The organism is Pseudomonas sp. LH21, assembly GCF_036549575.1.
GTDB classification, from domain to species: domain Bacteria; phylum Pseudomonadota; class Gammaproteobacteria; order Pseudomonadales; family Pseudomonadaceae; genus Aquipseudomonas; species Aquipseudomonas peradeniyensis.
The window spans coordinates 1,240,274-1,256,632 of record NZ_CP144367.1; the positions used below are offsets into that span (position 1 = coordinate 1,240,274).

General features: G+C 65.0%; 14 protein-coding genes. All 14 read left to right on the forward strand.

Annotated elements, in window-relative coordinates:
• The first annotated feature begins 41 nt into the window (after positions 1-41).
• The 14 genes from VUG52_RS05830 to VUG52_RS05895 all read left to right on the forward strand — a co-directional run bounded on the left by VUG52_RS05830 (position 42) and on the right by VUG52_RS05895 (position 16,325).
• Positions 42-1,664 carry a methyl-accepting chemotaxis protein gene (locus VUG52_RS05830; protein WP_050704366.1) on the forward strand — a complete coding sequence of 541 codons (1,623 nt, stop codon included), beginning with the start codon at positions 42-44 and terminating at the stop codon, positions 1,662-1,664.
• A gap of 5 nt (positions 1,665-1,669) precedes the next feature.
• A complete protein-coding gene (locus VUG52_RS05835) occupies positions 1,670-2,191 on the forward strand; it encodes a chemotaxis protein CheW (protein ID WP_050704367.1) in 522 nt (173 codons plus the stop codon).
• A complete protein-coding gene (locus tag VUG52_RS05840) occupies positions 2,188-3,441 on the forward strand; it encodes a CheR family methyltransferase (protein WP_050704368.1) in 1,254 nt (417 codons plus the stop codon). Before VUG52_RS05835 ends, VUG52_RS05840 begins: the two co-directional genes overlap by 4 nt.
• Positions 3,438-4,103: a chemotaxis protein CheW gene (locus VUG52_RS05845; protein ID WP_050704369.1), complete on the forward strand. Its 666-nt coding sequence runs from the start codon at positions 3,438-3,440 to the stop codon at positions 4,101-4,103. The genes VUG52_RS05840 and VUG52_RS05845 overlap by 4 nt, the downstream gene beginning before the upstream one ends.
• Complete coding sequence (locus VUG52_RS05850) at positions 4,100-6,394, forward strand: hybrid sensor histidine kinase/response regulator (RefSeq protein WP_050704370.1); 2,295 nt, start codon at positions 4,100-4,102, stop codon at positions 6,392-6,394. Before VUG52_RS05845 ends, VUG52_RS05850 begins: the two co-directional genes overlap by 4 nt.
• Complete coding sequence (locus tag VUG52_RS05855) at positions 6,391-7,404, forward strand: chemotaxis response regulator protein-glutamate methylesterase (protein ID WP_050704371.1); 1,014 nt, start codon at positions 6,391-6,393, stop codon at positions 7,402-7,404. Before VUG52_RS05850 ends, VUG52_RS05855 begins: the two co-directional genes overlap by 4 nt.
• 51 nt (positions 7,405-7,455) lie before the next feature.
• Complete coding sequence (locus tag VUG52_RS05860) at positions 7,456-8,460, forward strand: response regulator (protein WP_050704372.1); 1,005 nt, start codon at positions 7,456-7,458, stop codon at positions 8,458-8,460.
• 1,095 nt (positions 8,461-9,555) lie between these two features.
• Positions 9,556-10,651, forward strand: a protein-coding gene (gene prfB / locus VUG52_RS05865; protein ID WP_139121065.1) for a peptide chain release factor 2 whose coding sequence is annotated in 2 segments (ribosomal slippage) — positions 9,556-9,627 and positions 9,629-10,651 — 1,095 coding nt in all. Because the reading frame shifts where the segments join, the coding sequence is not laid out codon by codon here.
• 93 nt (positions 10,652-10,744) lie between these two features.
• Complete coding sequence (gene lysS, locus VUG52_RS05870) at positions 10,745-12,247, forward strand: lysine--tRNA ligase (protein ID WP_050704374.1); 1,503 nt, start codon at positions 10,745-10,747, stop codon at positions 12,245-12,247.
• A gap of 207 nt (positions 12,248-12,454) precedes the next feature.
• On the forward strand, positions 12,455-13,159 hold the full coding sequence (locus tag VUG52_RS05875) for a TetR/AcrR family transcriptional regulator (RefSeq protein ID WP_050704375.1): 705 nt from the start codon (positions 12,455-12,457) through the stop codon (positions 13,157-13,159).
• Positions 13,160-13,188: 29 nt separating this feature from the next.
• A complete protein-coding gene (locus tag VUG52_RS05880) occupies positions 13,189-13,737 on the forward strand; it encodes a hypothetical protein (protein ID WP_050704376.1) in 549 nt (182 codons plus the stop codon).
• A gap of 92 nt (positions 13,738-13,829) precedes the next feature.
• A complete protein-coding gene (locus VUG52_RS05885) occupies positions 13,830-15,107 on the forward strand; it encodes a flavohemoglobin expression-modulating QEGLA motif protein (RefSeq protein ID WP_028691572.1) in 1,278 nt (425 codons plus the stop codon).
• Entirely contained in the window at positions 15,079-16,002 is a 924-nt protein-coding gene (locus VUG52_RS05890; RefSeq protein ID WP_050704377.1) for an alpha/beta hydrolase, read from the forward strand. Before VUG52_RS05885 ends, VUG52_RS05890 begins: the two co-directional genes overlap by 29 nt.
• Positions 15,999-16,325: a hypothetical protein gene (locus VUG52_RS05895; protein ID WP_050704378.1), complete on the forward strand. Its 327-nt coding sequence runs from the start codon at positions 15,999-16,001 to the stop codon at positions 16,323-16,325. The genes VUG52_RS05890 and VUG52_RS05895 overlap by 4 nt, the downstream gene beginning before the upstream one ends.
• The last annotated feature ends 34 nt before the right edge of the window (positions 16,326-16,359 follow it).

Below are 16,359 nucleotides of genomic sequence, written 5' to 3' on the forward strand. Positions count from 1 at the left end.
GGCGATTTTTCCCGCTCGTATCGAATTCCTGAGGGCTGAATGTGAAGAACTGGACCTTGCGCCAACGGATCCTGGCAAGTTTCGCCGTGATCATCGCCATCATGCTGCTGATGATCGTGGCCGCCTATTCGCGGCTGGTGGCGATCGAGTCCAGCGAGGAAGCCGTGGGGTCCGACAGCATCCCCGGCGTCTACTACAGCTCGATGATCCGCAGTGCCTGGGTCGACAGCTACGTCACCAGCCAGCAATTGGTGGGACTGTCGAACCACCGTGAGATCACCACAGCCGATCTTGAACTGTTCAAGAGCTTCGATGATCGCCTCAAGAAGCACATGGCCAGCTACCAGGCGACCATTCGCGACGCGGCCGACCAGGCGGCGTTCGACGACTTCACCCGTTTGGAGGAGGAGTACGTCAAGCTCGTCGACCAGGTCCTGGAAACCTATCGCCAGAAGAACTACCCCGAAGCCCAGCGCTTGATCATGGATGTGCTCACGCCGGCCTGGAAGGAAGGGCGCCAGCACCTGAACGAAGTGATCGAGCGCAATCGCGAGTCCGCCGACAAGGCCACCAATGACATTGTCAGCGCGGTCAACACCGCCAAGGGCAGCATGATCGTCTCGTTGCTGCTGGCCATCATCGCCGCCGGTGTCTGCGGCCTGCTGCTCATGCGCGCGATCACCGCGCCCATGCAACGCATCGTCCACGGCCTGGACGGCCTGCGCTCCGGCGACCTGAGCATGCGCCTGAATCTGGACCGCAAGGATGAGTTCGGCGCGATCGAAGGGGGCTTCAACGAGATGGCCGAGTCCCTGGCCAACCTGGTGGCCCAGGCCCAGCGCTCGTCGGTGCAGGTGACCACCTCGGTCACCGAGATTGCCGCCACCTCCAAGCAGCAACAGGCCACCGCTACCGAAACCGCCGCCACCACCACCGAGATCGGTGCCACGTCGCGGGAAATCGCCGCCACCTCGCGCGACCTGGTTCGCACCATGACCGAAGTCACCAGCGCCGCCGACCAGGCGTCGAGCCTCGCCGGCTCCGGCCAGCAGGGCCTGGCCCGCATGGAAGAAACCATGCACCAGGTGATGGGCGCCGCCGACCTGGTCAATGCCAAGCTGGGGATCCTCAACGAAAAGGCCAGCAACATCACCCAGATGGTGGTGACCATCGTCAAGGTCGCCGACCAGACCAACCTGCTGTCGCTCAACGCCGCCATCGAGGCGGAGAAGGCCGGCGAATACGGTCGCGGTTTCGCCGTGGTCGCCACCGAGGTGCGGCGCCTGGCCGACCAGACCGCCGTGGCCACCTACGACATCGAGCAGATGGTGCGCGAGATCCAGTCGGCGGTGTCGGCGGGGGTGATGGGCATGGACAAGTTCTCCGAGGAAGTGCGCCGCGGCATGTTCGAGGTGCAGCAGGTCGGCGAGCAACTGAGCCAGATCATCCACCAGGTGCAGGCGCTGGCGCCGCGGGTGCTGATGGTCAACGAGGGCATGCAGGCCCAGGCCACCGGCGCCGAGCAGATCAACCAGGCGCTGGCCCAGCTCAGCGATGCCAGCACCCAGACCGTCGAGTCGCTGCGCCAGGCCAGCTTCGCCATCGACGAACTGAGCCAGGTGGCCGCCGGGCTGCGGGGTGGTGTGTCGCGGTTCAAAGTCTGACGACGATGAACGACATGTCCCCCCGCGAGGCGCGCGCCACCACTGAAAAGGGCGTGCTGTACCTGCAGTTTCGCATCGCCGACCAGCGTTTCGCCCTGGATGTGCGCGAGGTGATCGAGGTCCTGCCGCATCGTGCGCTCAAGCCCATCGCCCAGGCCCCGGCCTGGGTCGCTGGTGTGCTCGCCCATCGCGGTGCGCTGGTGCCGGTGATCGACCTGTCGGCGCTCAGTTTCGGCTCGCCGGCCCAGTCGCGCAGCAGTACGCGACTGGTGCTGGTGCACTACCGCGTCGATCCGCAGCGTCCGCAGTTGCAGCTGGGATTGATCCTGGAGCAGGCCACCGACACCCTGCGTTGTGCTCCCGAAGATTTCCAACCCTACGGGCTGGACAATGCCGAGGCGCGTTACCTCGGACCAGTGCGTCAGGACGCCCGGGGCTTGCTGCAACGCATCGAGGTGGACGACCTGTTGTCGGATGCGGTGCGCGAGTTGCTGTATCCGCTGGAGCCAGGGCAGGTGCAGGCATGAGTGAGCAGCGTTTTTTCCGTTTCCTGCAGGAACGTATCGGCCTGGACGTCGAGTCGGTCGGCGCGGCGATGGTCGAGCGTGCCTTGCGCCAGCGTTGCACACTCGTGCAGGCCGAGAACCTGGACGACTACTGGATACGGTTGCAGCAGTCGACCGATGAACAGCAGGCCTTGATCGAGGCGGTCATCGTTCCGGAGACCTGGTTCTTCCGCTACCCCGAATCCTTCACCGCCCTGGCGGGGTTGGCCCACAAGCGCGTGGCTGAGCTGGCCGGCGCCCGGCCGCTGCGGATCCTCAGCCTGCCGTGCTCCACCGGCGAGGAGCCGTATTCGATCGCCATGGCATTGCTCGACGGCGGGCTGAACCCCGGGGCATTTCGTATCGACGGCATCGACATCAGCCCCAGCTCGGTGGCCAAGGGCGAGCAAGGCGTTTATGGCCGCAACTCGTTCCGCGGCAGTGAGCTGGCCTTTCGCGAGCGACATTTCAGTGTCGTCGACGAGGCCCATCGCCTGGATGAGCGGGTGCGCCAGCAGGTCAGCCTGCAAGTGGGCAACGTGCTCGATCCGGCGCTGCGGGCCCGTGAAGGCCTCTACGATTTCGTGTTCTGTCGTAATCTGCTGATCTATTTCGACGTACCGACCCAGCAGCGGGTGTTCGAGGTGCTCAAGCACCTGACCCATGCCCAGGGCGTCCTGTTCATCGGTCCGGCCGAGGGCAGCCTGCTGGCGCGCCTGGGTATGCGACCACTGGGGATCGCCCAGTCGTTCGCCTACGTTCGTCAGGAAGAAGCGCCGCCGGTCGTCATCGCCAAGCCGGCGCCGGTGGCCCGCCCTGCAGTGGTGCCACCCGTGCCACCGCGTATCGTGACGCTGTCGCCGCGGGTCGGCAGGCCGAATGCCGTGCCAGTCGCCAAGGCGATGCCGACCGAGGATGAGGCGCAACTGCTGGCCAACATCGCCCAGCATGCCAATGCCGGTGACAGCGCCCAGGCCAGGGAAGGCTGCGAGCGCTATCTGCGCAAGTTCGCGCCCAAGGCACAGGTTTACTACTGGCTGGGGTTGCTCAGCGATACCGAGGGCGATGCCGCGCAGGCCATCACCCATTACCGCAAGGCCCTCTACCTCGAGCCGCAGCACCCGGAGGCGCTGATGCACCTGGCCATGCTGCTGGCCGCGCAGGGCGACGAGGCGGGCGCGCGACGCCTGCAGGAGCGTGCCGCTCGGGCTGGCCGGGAGTCTGAACGATGAGCGGCGGATACCCTATGCAACTGATTGCCCACGATGACGAGCAGATCGATGATTGCTGGAACCGTATCGGGGTGCATGGCGACAAACAGTGCCCCTTGCTGCCACGGCATGTGCACTGCCGTAACTGCGAGGTCTATGCCGAGGCGGCCACGCGCCTGCTCGACCGTTATGCGCTGATCCAGGATGAACAGCTCGAGGCTCCCGCTGTACAGGAGGAGGCGGTCGGCCGCTCGATGCTGCTGTTCCGCCTGGGCGAGGAATGGTTGGCCCTGGCCACCGCCTGCCTGGCCGAGATCGCCCCGTTGCAGCCGGTGCACTCGTTGCCTCACCAGCGTTCACGGGTGCTGCAGGGGGTCGCCAATGTGCGCGGGGCGCTGGTGCCCTGCCTGTCGCTGGCCGACCTGCTGGGCGTGCCGGTCGAGGCGGGCAGCGAGCGCGGCGGGCGGAGCATGCCGCGCATGCTGATCCTGGCGGCCGAAGGCGGGCCGGTGGTGGTGCCGGTGGATGAGATCGACGGGATCCATCGCCTCGACCCGGCGAGCCTGGACAATGGCCGCGATGCTGCGCACTTCACCGCGGCGGTGCTGCAGTGGCGCGGGCGCAGCGTGCGTGTGCTGGATGAACAACACCTGATGTCAGCCGTGAAGCGGAGCCTGTCATGACCCCGGAGCAAATGCGCGATGCGTCGCTGCTCGAGCTGTTCAGCCTGGAGGCCGAGGCCCAGACCCAGGTGCTCAGCGCGGGCCTGATGGCGCTGGAGCGCAACCCCGCGCAACCTGATCAGCTCGAGGCCTGCATGCGTGCGGCGCACTCGCTCAAGGGGGCGGCGCGGATCGTCGGCATCGACGCCGGGGTCAGTGTCGCCCACGTGATGGAAGACTGCCTGGTGGCCGCCCAGGAGGGCCGCCTGCTGCTGCGCCCCGAGCATATCGACGCACTGTTGCAGGGCACCGATCTGCTGATGCGTATCGCCACGCCGGGCGACCAGGACAGCGAGGCCGCCGTGGCGGTGTTCCTGGCACAGATGGCGGCCTTGCTCGACCCCTCGGCACCCTTGCTGGCCAACGCGCAGCCGAGTGCAGCGAGCCTGCCGCCTGTCGTCCAGCCCTCACTGCCGGAGCCTGAGGCCCTGTCGCCACCTGAACCCGACGTCGAGGCAGAGCCGGTGCCTGCCCGCAAGGCCGGAAAACGCGGTGGCGAGGGCGGCGAGCGGGTGTTGCGGGTCACCGCCGACCGACTGAACAGCCTGCTGGACCTGTCGAGCAAGTCGCTGGTCGAGACCCAGCGCCTGAAACCCTACCTGGCCACCCTGCAGCGCCTGAAACGCATGCATGGCCAGGGCATGCGGGGGCTCGACGGGCTGAAGGCCCAGCTGGAGGAGAGCGGCCAGGGGCCAGAAGTGCTCGAAGCCCTGGCCCAGACCCAGCAGTTGCTGGCCGAAACCCAGCAAATCCTGTTGCAACAGGCGGCTGACCTGGACGAATTCGGCTGGCAGGCCAGCCAGCGCGCGCAGTTGCTCTACGACACGGCTTTGGCGTGTCGCATGCGTCCGTTCGCCGATGTGCTGACCGGGCAGAGCCGGATGGTCCGCGACCTTGGCCGCTCGCTGGACAAGCCCGTGCGCTTGCTGGTCGAGGGCGAGAAGACCCAGGTCGACCGCGATGTGCTGGAAAAACTCGAGGCTCCGCTGACGCACCTGTTGCGCAACGCGGTCGATCACGGTATCGAGCTGCCCGAGCAGCGCCTGCTGGCCGGCAAGCCAAGCGAGGGCACGGTACGCTTGCGCGCCTCGCACCAGGCCGGATTGCTGATTCTCGAATTGTCCGACGACGGTGCCGGTATCGATCTGCAGCGCCTGCGCCGCAGTATCGTCGAGCGTGCCCTGTCGCCGGCCGAGACCGTGGCGCAGATGAGCGAGGCCGAGCTGCTGACGTTCCTGTTCCTGCCGGGCTTCAGCCTGCGCGATACGGTCACCGAGGTCTCCGGACGCGGTGTCGGACTGGACGCGGTGCAGCACATGGTTCGCGAACTGCGCGGGTCTATCGAGTTGACCCAGGTTGCCGGGCAGGGCTGCTGCTTCCACCTGGAAGTGCCGTTGACCCTGTCGGTGGTGCGCAGCCTGGTGGTCGAGGTGGGCGGCGAGGCCTATGCCTTCCCACTGGCGCATATCGAGCGCACCGTCGAAGTGCCTGCCGAGGCCATCGTGCAGATCGAAGGCCGTCAGCACTTCTGGCACGAAGGGCGGCATATCGGCCTGGTGGCTGCCAGTCAGTTGCTCAACCGGCCGGCGGCCCAGGGTGATGAACAGAGCCTTCGGGTAGTGGTGATTCGTGAGCGCGAACAGCTCTATGGGGTGGCGGTCGAGCGGCTGATCGGCGAACGGGTGCTGGTGGTGATGCCACTGGACGCGCGCCTGGGCAAGGTCCAGGACATTTCCGCCGGCGCCCTGCTCGATGATGGCTCGGTGGTGCTGATCGTCGATGTCGAGGACCTGCTGCGCTCGGTGGACAAACTGCTCAGCACCGGCCGCCTGGAACGTATCGAACGGGGCGGGCGGGGCGGCAAGGGCGTGGCACGCAAGCGCATCCTGGTGGTCGACGACTCGCTCACCGTACGCGAGCTGCAGCGCAAGCTGCTGGGCAACCGCGGCTATGACGTGGCGGTGGCCGTCGATGGCATGGACGGCTGGAACGCCCTGCGCAGTGATGATTTCGACCTGCTGATCACCGACATCGACATGCCGCGCATGGACGGTATCGAGCTGGTCACCTTGGTAAGGCGTGACAACCGCCTCCAATCGTTGCCGGTGATGGTGGTGTCCTACAAGGATCGTGAAGAAGACCGGCGTCGTGGACTGGATGCCGGCGCTGACTATTATTTGGCCAAGGCCAGCTTCCATGACGATGCGTTGCTGGAGGCGGTCGTGGAGCTGATCGGAGGTGCCCAGGGATGAGAATCGCCATCGTCAACGACATGCCTATGGCCGTGGAGGCCCTGCGCCGCGCGTTGGCCTTCGAACCCGCGCATCAGGTGATCTGGGTGGCGGGCAATGGCGCCGAGGCGGTGCGCCTGTGCGCCGAGCAGACTCCTGATCTGATCCTCATGGACCTGATCATGCCGGTGATGGACGGTGTCGAGGCCACCCGACGGATCATGGCCGAGACCCCGTGCGCCATCGTCATCGTCACGGTGGACCGCAAGCAGAATGTGCACCGGGTGTTCGAGGCCATGGGCCATGGCGCCCTGGATGTGGTCGATACCCCGGCGTTGGGCGCGGGCGACGCCCGGGAGGCGGCCGCGCCGCTGTTGCGCAAGATCCTCAACATCGGCTGGCTGATCGGCCAGCAGCGTCCCAGCGCTGCCCGGGCGGTGGCCGCGCCGCTGCGCGAGACTTCGCAGCGCCGTGCCCTGGTGGCCATCGGCTCGTCGGCGGGTGGGCCGGCGGCGCTCGAGGTACTGCTCAAGGGCCTGCCGCGCAGTTTCCCGGCGGCCATCGTGCTGGTCCAGCATGTCGACCAGGTGTTCGCCGCCGGCATGGCCGAATGGCTCAGCACCGCGTCCGGCCTGCCGGTGCGCCTGGCCCGCGAGGGTGAGCCTCCGCAGCCGGGGCAGGTGCTGCTGGCCGGCACCAACCACCATATCCGTCTGCTGAGAAATGGCGAGCTGGCCTACACTGCCGAGCCCGTCAACGAAATCTACCGGCCCTCGATCGACGTGTTCTTCGAGAGTGTGGCGCGCTATTGGTCTGGCGATGCGGTGGGCGTGCTGCTTACCGGGATGGGGCGCGATGGCGCCCAGGGCCTGAAGCTGATGCGCCAGCAGGGCTTCCTGACCATCGCCCAGGACCAGCAGAGCAGCGCGGTATACGGCATGCCCAAGGCCGCCGCGGCGATCGACGCGGCGGTGGAAATCCGTCCGCTGGAGCGAATTGCCGGGCGACTGATGGAAATCTTTTCGAAATGACGATATGTATTGAGGCGCGCCGCGTGGCCGGCGGTCAACGGGTGACTACGGATGAATGATCTACCGATCGAAGGTTTCACGACCATCAACGAAAGCGCGGCGATGGTCCTGCTGGTCGACGATCAGGCGATGATCGGCGAAGCGGTGCGCCGTGGTCTGGCCCATGAAGAGAACATCGACTTCCACTTCTGCGCCGACCCGCACCAGGCGGTGGCCCAGGCCATGCGCATCAAGCCCACGGTGATCCTCCAGGACCTGATCATGCCGGGCCTCGACGGCCTGACCCTGGTGCGCGAATACCGCAACAACCCGGCCACCCAGGACATCCCGATCATCGTCCTGTCGACCAAGGAGGACCCGCTGGTCAAGAGCGCGGCCTTCGCCGCCGGGGCCAACGACTACCTGGTGAAGCTGCCGGACACCATCGAGCTGGTGGCGCGTATCCGCTACCACTCGCGTTCGTACCTGACGCTGTTGCAGCGTGACGAGGCTTACCGCGCCCTGCGGGTGAGCCAGCAGCAGTTGCTCGACACCAACCTGATGCTGCAGCGGTTGATGAACTCGGACGGGCTCACCGGGCTGTCCAACCGCCGTCACTTCGACGAATACCTGGAGCTGGAGTGGCGCCGGGCTATTCGTGAGCAGCAGCAGTTGTCGTTGCTGATGGTCGATGTCGACTACTTCAAGGCGTTCAACGACAGTTTCGGCCACCTTGCCGGTGACGAGGCCCTGCGTCAGGTGGCCGAGGCCATTCGCGGCTGCTGCTCGCGGCCGACCGACCTGCCGGCGCGCTATGGCGGCGAGGAGTTCGCCCTGGTGCTGCCCAATACTTCGCCTGGTGGCGCGCGGCTGGTGGCGGAAAAGCTGCGCCAGACCATCATGGGCCTGAAGATTGCCCACACCGTCCCTGAGGCGGCCTCGCACCTGACCGTTAGCATCGGTCTGGCGACCTTGACGCCGAGTGTCGGCAGTCACTGTCGGCAACTGATTTCGGCGGCGGACAAGGGGTTGTATCTGGCCAAGAACAGCGGGCGTAATCAAGTCGGGATTGCCTAAGTGAGTTCCCGCAGGGGTATTAGTGTTTTCAGCACTTCACTAACCCTGCGGGACCGGCTTGTCGGCAGAGGTTGTAAACAACAATTGCTGGCTGAAACCTAAACTCCAATCTCTTCGCTCTTCGCTCTTCGCTCTTCGCTCTTCGCTCTTCGCTCTTCGCTCTTCGCTTTTGCTTTTGCTTTTGCTTCTAAGTGCGCGGTAGATCAGGCAACACCAATTGCGACTTCAGGAGGCCGAGCGGAGTTCTTGCGGAGGGAGGTGACGGGCATGGATGCCCGTCAAGCGCTGCGCCCCAGGATGGGGCGTTCAGCGCGGTCCTCCCGGGAGCAAGAACGGAGCGAGGGAACCCCGGAGCGGAGCGTAGGGGCCGGATGAATGGAGCGAGGATTTTTTGGTGACTTTTTGATCCTTCAAAAAGTTACCCGCCGTAAGGGCGGAAAGGTGACATTGCGTCACCATCGCAAATGAATGCGCATATAACTTTCAAAACACACTCTCAAAGTCAAAGTCAAAGTCAAAGTCAAAGTCAAAGTCAAAGTCAAAGTCAAAGTCAAAGTCAAAGTCAAAGTCAAAGTCAAAGTCAAAGTCAAATGCGATCGGCGTGCGTTTTCACAGTTGTAAGCGCATTCATTAGCTATACTGACGCATAGTCACCTTTTCGCCCTTACGGCGAGTCCCTTTTTGAAGGATCAAAAAGGAACCAAAAAATCCTCGCTCCATTCATCCGGCCCTACGCTTCGCTCCGGGTCCCCTCACTCCGGCCTTGCTCCCGGGAGGACCGCGCTGCAGGGCCCATCCTGGGCCCCAGCGCTTGACGGGCATCCATGCCCGTCACCTCCCTCCGCAAGGCCTGCGTTCGGCCTCCTGAAGTCGCGAAGGTACGGGCGGCGCCTGGGCTGACGTAGCTGTCGCTAGTTGAGTATGGCGCTAGACTCTTGATCGGCAACGGCAACGGCAACGGCAACGGCAACGGCAACGCCGGGAATCGGGCGTAAAGGGGTTTGCGCCCAGACCGCCCGGCGGGTCTGCCGCCAGACCCCAGACTCGGTTATACTCGCGGGCTTTTCACCGAATTCGCACGAGAGCTGCCCGCCCATGGAAATCCAACCGATCCTGAACACCATCAAGGACCTCACCGAGCGTTCCCAATCCATTCGGGGGTATCTTTGACTACGATCACAAACATGATCGTCTGGTCGAAGTAAACCGCGAGCTGGAAGACGCCGCTGTCTGGAACAAACCCGAGTACGCCCAGGCCCTGGGCCGCGAGCGCGCCATGCTGGCGCAGGTGGTCGAGACCCTCGATAAACTGTCCAACGGCCTGACCGACTGCAAGGACCTGCTCGACATGGCTGTCGAGGAGGGCGATGAAGGCGCTGTCAGCGATGTCGAGACCGAGCTGCAAGGGCTTGAGGAATCCCTCGCCCAGCTCGAGTTCCGTCGCATGTTCAGCGGCGAGATGGACCCGAACAACGCCTACCTGGACATCCAGGCCGGCTCCGGCGGCACCGAGGCCCAGGACTGGGCCAACATCCTGCTGCGCATGTACCTGCGCTGGGCCGACAAGCGCGGCTTCGACGCCACCATCATCGAACTGTCCGAAGGTGAAGTCGCCGGCATCAAGGGTGCCACCGTGCACATCAAGGGCGAGTACGCCTTCGGCTGGCTGCGCACCGAGATCGGCGTGCACCGCCTGGTGCGCAAGAGCCCGTTCGACTCCGGCGCCCGTCGCCACACCTCGTTCTCGGCGGTGTTCGTCTCGCCCGAGATCGACGACAAGGTCGAGATCGAGATCAACCCGTCCGACCTGCGCATCGACACCTACCGCTCCTCCGGTGCCGGTGGTCAGCACGTCAACACCACCGACTCGGCGGTGCGTATCACCCACGTGCCGACCAACACCGTGGTGGCCTGCCAGAACGAACGCTCCCAGCACGCCAACAAGGACACCGCCATGAAAATGCTGCGGGCCAAGTTGTACGAGCTGGAAATGCAAAAACGCAACGCCGCCTCCCAGGCCCTGGAAGACAGCAAGTCGGACATCGGCTGGGGCCACCAGATCCGCTCCTACGTGCTCGACGACTCGCGCATCAAGGACCTGCGGACCGGCGTCGAGCGCAGCGACTGCCAGAAGGTCCTGGACGGCGACCTCGACCAGTACCTGGAAGCGAGCCTCAAGCAGGGGCTGTAAACCGCACACCACCGCCGCGATACGAGGCCCAGGGCCCGTATCGCGTGCCCTGCCCGACAGGGGCAACGAACACCTGATGGAAAGAATGACGACATGAGCGACCTCAAGACCGAAGCGCAAGACCTGCAACAGGAAGAAAACGCCCTGATCGCCCTGCGCAAGGAAAAACTTGCCGCCGAGCGCGCCAAGGGCAATGCCTTCCCCAACGACTTCCGCCGCGACAGCTACTGCAACGACCTGCAGAAGCAGTACGCGGACAAGACCAAGGAAGAGCTGGAAGCAGCCGGCATTCCGGTCAAGGTCGCCGGTCGCATCATGCTCAACCGTGGCTCGTTCATGGTCATCCAGGACATGACCGGCCGCATCCAGGTCTACGTCAACCGCAAGACCCTGCCGGAAGAAACCCTGGCCGCGGTCAAGACCTGGGACCTGGGCGACATCATCAGCGCCGAAGGCACCCTGGCCCGCTCCGGCAAGGGCGACCTGTACGTCGAGATGACCAACGTGCGCCTGCTGACCAAGTCACTGCGCCCGCTGCCGGACAAGCACCACGGCCTGACCGACACCGAGCAGCGCTACCGCCAGCGCTACGTCGACCTGATGGTCAACGAGGAAACCCGCCACACCTTCCGTGTCCGTTCGCAGGTGATCTCGCACATCCGCAAGTTCCTCATCGAGCGCGACTTCCTCGAAGTCGAAACCCCGATGCTGCAGACCATCCCCGGCGGCGCCGCGGCCAAGCCGTTCGAAACCCACCACAACGCCCTGGACATGGCCATGTTCCTGCGCATCGCGCCTGAGTTGTACCTCAAGCGCCTGGTGGTCGGTGGCTTCGAGAAAGTCTTCGAGATCAACCGCAACTTCCGTAACGAAGGCGTTTCGACTCGTCACAACCCAGAATTCACCATGCTCGAGTTCTACCAGGCCTACGCCGACTACCGCGACAACATGGACCTCACCGAGGAACTGTTCCGCGAGCTGGCGCAGCTGGTACTGGGCTGCACCGACGTGCCGTACGGCGACAAGGTGTTCCACTTCGGCGAGCCGTTCGTGCGCCTGTCGGTGTTCGACTCGATCCTCAAGTACAACCCGGAGCTCACCGCCGCCGACCTGCAGGACGTCGACCGTGCCCGCGAGATCGCCAAGAAAGCCGGCGCCAAGGTGCTCGGCCACGAAGGCCTGGGCAAGCTGCAGGTGATGATTTTCGAAGAGCTGGTCGAGCACAAGCTGGAGCAGCCGCACTTCATCACCGAGTACCCGTTCGAAGTCTCGCCGCTGGCCCGTCGCAACGACGACAACCCGGCCGTGACCGACCGCTTCGAGCTGTTCATCGGTGGCCGCGAGATCGCCAACGCCTACTCCGAGCTCAACGATGCCGAAGACCAGGCCGAGCGCTTCCTGGCCCAGGTGGCCGAGAAGGACGCCGGTGACGACGAGGCCATGCACTACGATGCCGACTTCGTCCGTGCCCTGGAATACGGCATGCCGCCGACCGCCGGTGAGGGCATCGGCATCGACCGCCTGGTGATGCTGCTGACCAACTCGCCGTCGATCCGCGACGTGATCCTGTTCCCGCACATGCGTCCACAGGCCTGAGCGATCTGAACAAGCCGCCTTTCGAGGCGGCTTTTTCATGCCTGAAGCTTTATGTTGTCAGTGCGGGCCTCCTCGCGGGGCAAGCCCGCTCCCACAGTTGCACCGCAGGGCTTGAGCGTTGTGGTGTAACGTGGGAGCGGGCTTGCCCCGCGATGAGGTCGGCACCGGTAACCCACTGTTCATGAGGTACCTCCAGTGACCCCCGCAATGCCCCACCAAGGCGCCGCCGGCATCGCCACCGCCGTCGCCGAGAGCGTGCAGTACCAGGGCCGCAAGACCGCCCGCCAGGGCAGCGAGCAGCGCCGCCAGCAGATCCTCGACGCCGCCATGCGCATCGTCGTGCGCGATGGCGTGCGCGGCGTGCGCCACCGCGCCGTGGCCGCCGAGGCCGGTGTGCCGTTGTCGGCCACCACCTACTACTTCAAGGATATCCAGGACCTGCTGGCCGATACCTTCGCCCAGTACGTCGAGCGCAGCGCGGCCTACATGGCCAAGCTCTGGACCAACACCGAAGGCGTGCTGCGCCAGTTGCTGGCCCAGGGCGACGGCAGCCCCCAGGCCCGGGCGCACCTGGCCGATGAAGTGGCGCGCATGCTGGCCGACTACGTCCTGCGCCAACTGAACAACCGCCGCGACTTCCTCATGGCCGAGCAGGCCTTCCGCCAGGAGGCGCTGCTGTGCCCGCGCCTGGCCGAGTTGGTGCAGGCCCACGAGCAGATCCTGCTGCATGGCGCGCGACAGATCCTGCAGGTGGTCGGCTCGCGCCAGCCCGAGCAGGATGCCCAGATGTTGACGGCGATAATCGAGCAGATGGAATATCAGGGCCTGCTCAAGGATGCGAATGCGCAGGCCGATGAGCAGATGCTCGCTATCCTTGTCCGATACCTGCAGATGGTGCTGGCCTCGGCCTGAGTGGCGAACGACTTTTCAAGGAGAACCTGATGAAAGCCTGGCGTGTGGTGTTGTTGACCTTGTCATTCCTCCTGCTGGGCGGTTGTCTGGTGACGTTCGACGAGCCGCTGCCGGCCAACCAGCCGGCGCCCAAGGCCCTGCTCGGGCAGTGGAGCAGCAAGGACGCCTGGGGCCAGCCGCTGAAGCTGAGCATCAGCCGCGCCGGCGGCAACACCTACAAGGCGGTGGCCCGTGCCCAGGGCAAGGCCCCCGAGGAATACGCCTTCACCGTGGCCCGGCACGGCAACCGCTGGTACCTGTCGGCCGGGGTGCCCAAGCGCCTGGGCGGCAACTTCCTGATCGGTGGCTTCGAGGTGATCGACGGCAAGCAGCTGGTGGTCTACAACCTCGATGTCGAGCAGGTGCAGCAGGCCGTCGCCAAGAAAGAACTGAGCGGACGCAGTACCGAAGTGCCGGAAGATAACGGCGAGGGCGTGCTGATCGACAGCCCGACCGAGCGGGTGCTGGCGTACCTGGACGATCCCGCCAACTCCGATCTGTTCGTCGAGGTGGCGCGCTTCCAGCGTTCCGGTAAATAGCAGTGAGCATACCGGCCTCGTCGCGGGGCAAGCCCGCTCCGGGTTGTGGGAGCGGGCTTGCCCCGCGATGAGGCTCCAAGAAGGAGTCCCGCGTGGACGAGTACCAGCAGACCATACGCACGTTGTCCGACCGCATCGTCGCCACCCAGACCCCGATCCGCGTACTCGACGCAGTGAAATGGGACGACGGCATCCGCCAGGGCTTCCTCAAGGCCAAGGGCAAGGAGCCACCGGCGGTGGACCGTGCCTACTACCAGAACCGCCCGCTGTCGTTCGACTCCAGCGCGGTGAAGGCCGAGTTCCAGAGCATCGAGCGCGACATCACCCGGCAGTTGGGCCAGTTCAACCCGGTCGGGCAGATCATGCGGCGCATGTGCAAGGAATACCGCATGGTCGTGCGCATGCTCGAGGCACGCGGCACCGAGGACTTCGGGCTGATCTCCCAGGAGCTCTACGGCGCTGCCTCCGATGCCTTCCACGCTGGTGATCCGACCCTGGCCGATCTGGGCCTGATGCTCTCGGACTACCTGAACAACATCGACGGTCGAGGCGACCTGAAGGACGAGCCGAAGAACCTCACGGCCAAGGAAGCGGTGGAGATCCTCCAGCGTCGCCTGAACAAGGTGTTCGGCGAGGCCGAGGAGACCATCCGCGTGTTCGAGTCCGACGGCATCGTTGCCGACGCCGCGGCTGGCGCCGACTACATCAAGGTGCGCGCCGACGCCATGTTCAACAGCCGCGATGTGCGCGCCCTGGAAGTGCATGAAGGCCTGGTGCACGTCGGCACCACCCTCAACGGCCTGAACCAGCCGATCTGCACCTTCCTGGCCAAGGGCCCGCCCTCGTCGACGGTGACCCAGGAAGGCCTGGCCATCCTCATGGAGGTGATCGCCTTCGCCTCCTACCCCAGCCGCCTGCGCAAGCTCACCAACCGCACCCGCGCCATCCACATGGTGGAGGAGGGCGCCGACTTCCTGCAGGTCTTCGAGTTCTTCCGCGGCCAGGGCTTCGAGATGGGGCAGAGCTACAGCAACGCCAGCCGGGTGTTCCGTGGCTCGGTGCCCAATGGCCTGCCATTCACCAAGGACTTGTCCTACCTCAAGGGCTTCATCATGGTTTACAACTACATTCAGTTGGCCGTGAAGAAGGGCAAGCTCGAGCAGATCCCGTTGCTGTTCTGCGGCAAGACCACCCTGGAAGACATGCGCACGCTGCGCCAGCTGGTCGAGGAAGGGCTGGTCGAACCGCCCAAGTACCTGCCCGAGCAGTTCCGCGACCTCAACGCGCTGTCGGCCTGGATGTGCTTCTCCAACTTCCTCAACCACCTGAGCCTGGACCGTATTGAAGCCGACTACGCGAACATTCTCTGACGCCTGCCGTCACCTCGCCTTCGGCCTCGGGTTGCTGCTTTTGGGCGGCTGCAGCAGCCTGCTGTTCTATCCCGAGCCCGGCCAGCCGTTCACCCCGGAAAAGGCCCACTTGCAGTATCAGGACCTGACCCTCAGCGCCGCCGACGGCACGCGCCTGCATGGCTGGTGGCTGCCCGTGCCGCAGGGCGTCGAGGTCAAGGGCACGGTGCTGCACCTGCATGGCAATGGTGGCAACCTGGCCTGGCACCTGGGCGGCAGCTACTGGCTGCCGAAGGCGGGCTACCAGGTGCTGATGATCGACTATCGCGGTTATGGGTTGTCCCAGGGCAAGCCGACACTGCCCAAGGTGTATGGCGATATCGGCGCGGCGCTGGACTGGCTCGACAAGGCGCCCCAGACCCAGAGCAGGCCGCTGGTGCTGCTGGGCCAGAGCCTCGGCGGGGCCATGGCCATCCATTACCTGGCCCAGCACCCCGAGCAGCGCCGACGCTTCAGCGCCCTGGTGTTTGATGGCGTGCCGGCCAGCTACCGGGCGGTGGGGCGTTATGCCCTGAGCACTTCGTGGATGACCTGGCCGCTGCAGGTGCCGCTGTCGTGGCTGGTGCCGGACGGCGACAGCGCGATCAACTCGATCGCCCGCCTGGACAGCCCGCCGAAGCTGTTCTTCCACAGCATCGACGACAACCTCGTGCCGTTGGACAACGGCCTGCGTTTGTACCGCCAGGCGCCGCCGCCCCGGGTGTTGCAACTGACCCGGGGCGACCATGTGCAGACTTTCGCCGACCCGACCTGGCGTCAGGTGATGCTGCGTTTCCTGGAAGACCCTGCCCATTTCAACGGCCTGCGCCGCCTGGCCGAAGTCCCCGACTACCCTGACGAGAAGAACAAGCAATGAGTGAAGAACGCAACGCCATCCCGCTGATCCTGACCGGCGTCGGCAGCATCATCGTGACGGTGGGAACCCTCTGGTACTACGGCTACCTGCATTTCGCCAAGCCCGAGGATGCGCTGTTGTTGCAGGATTTCACCATGCTCAAGACCATTCCGGGGGAAGACTACAAGGTCTCGCTGACGCCGGCGCCACAGGTGGCACAGTGCATCGATGGCGTGCTGGTGCTGTTCGACACCGAGCAGAAGGGCCTGACCGGGGTGCTGGTGGACAACCGCAAGCGCGCGGTGCGTTGCATGGGGCAGGAGACGCCGCAGCAGGTGCAGTGAGCGTGCGGGGCTTCGGTGGGGTATGGGAGAAGTG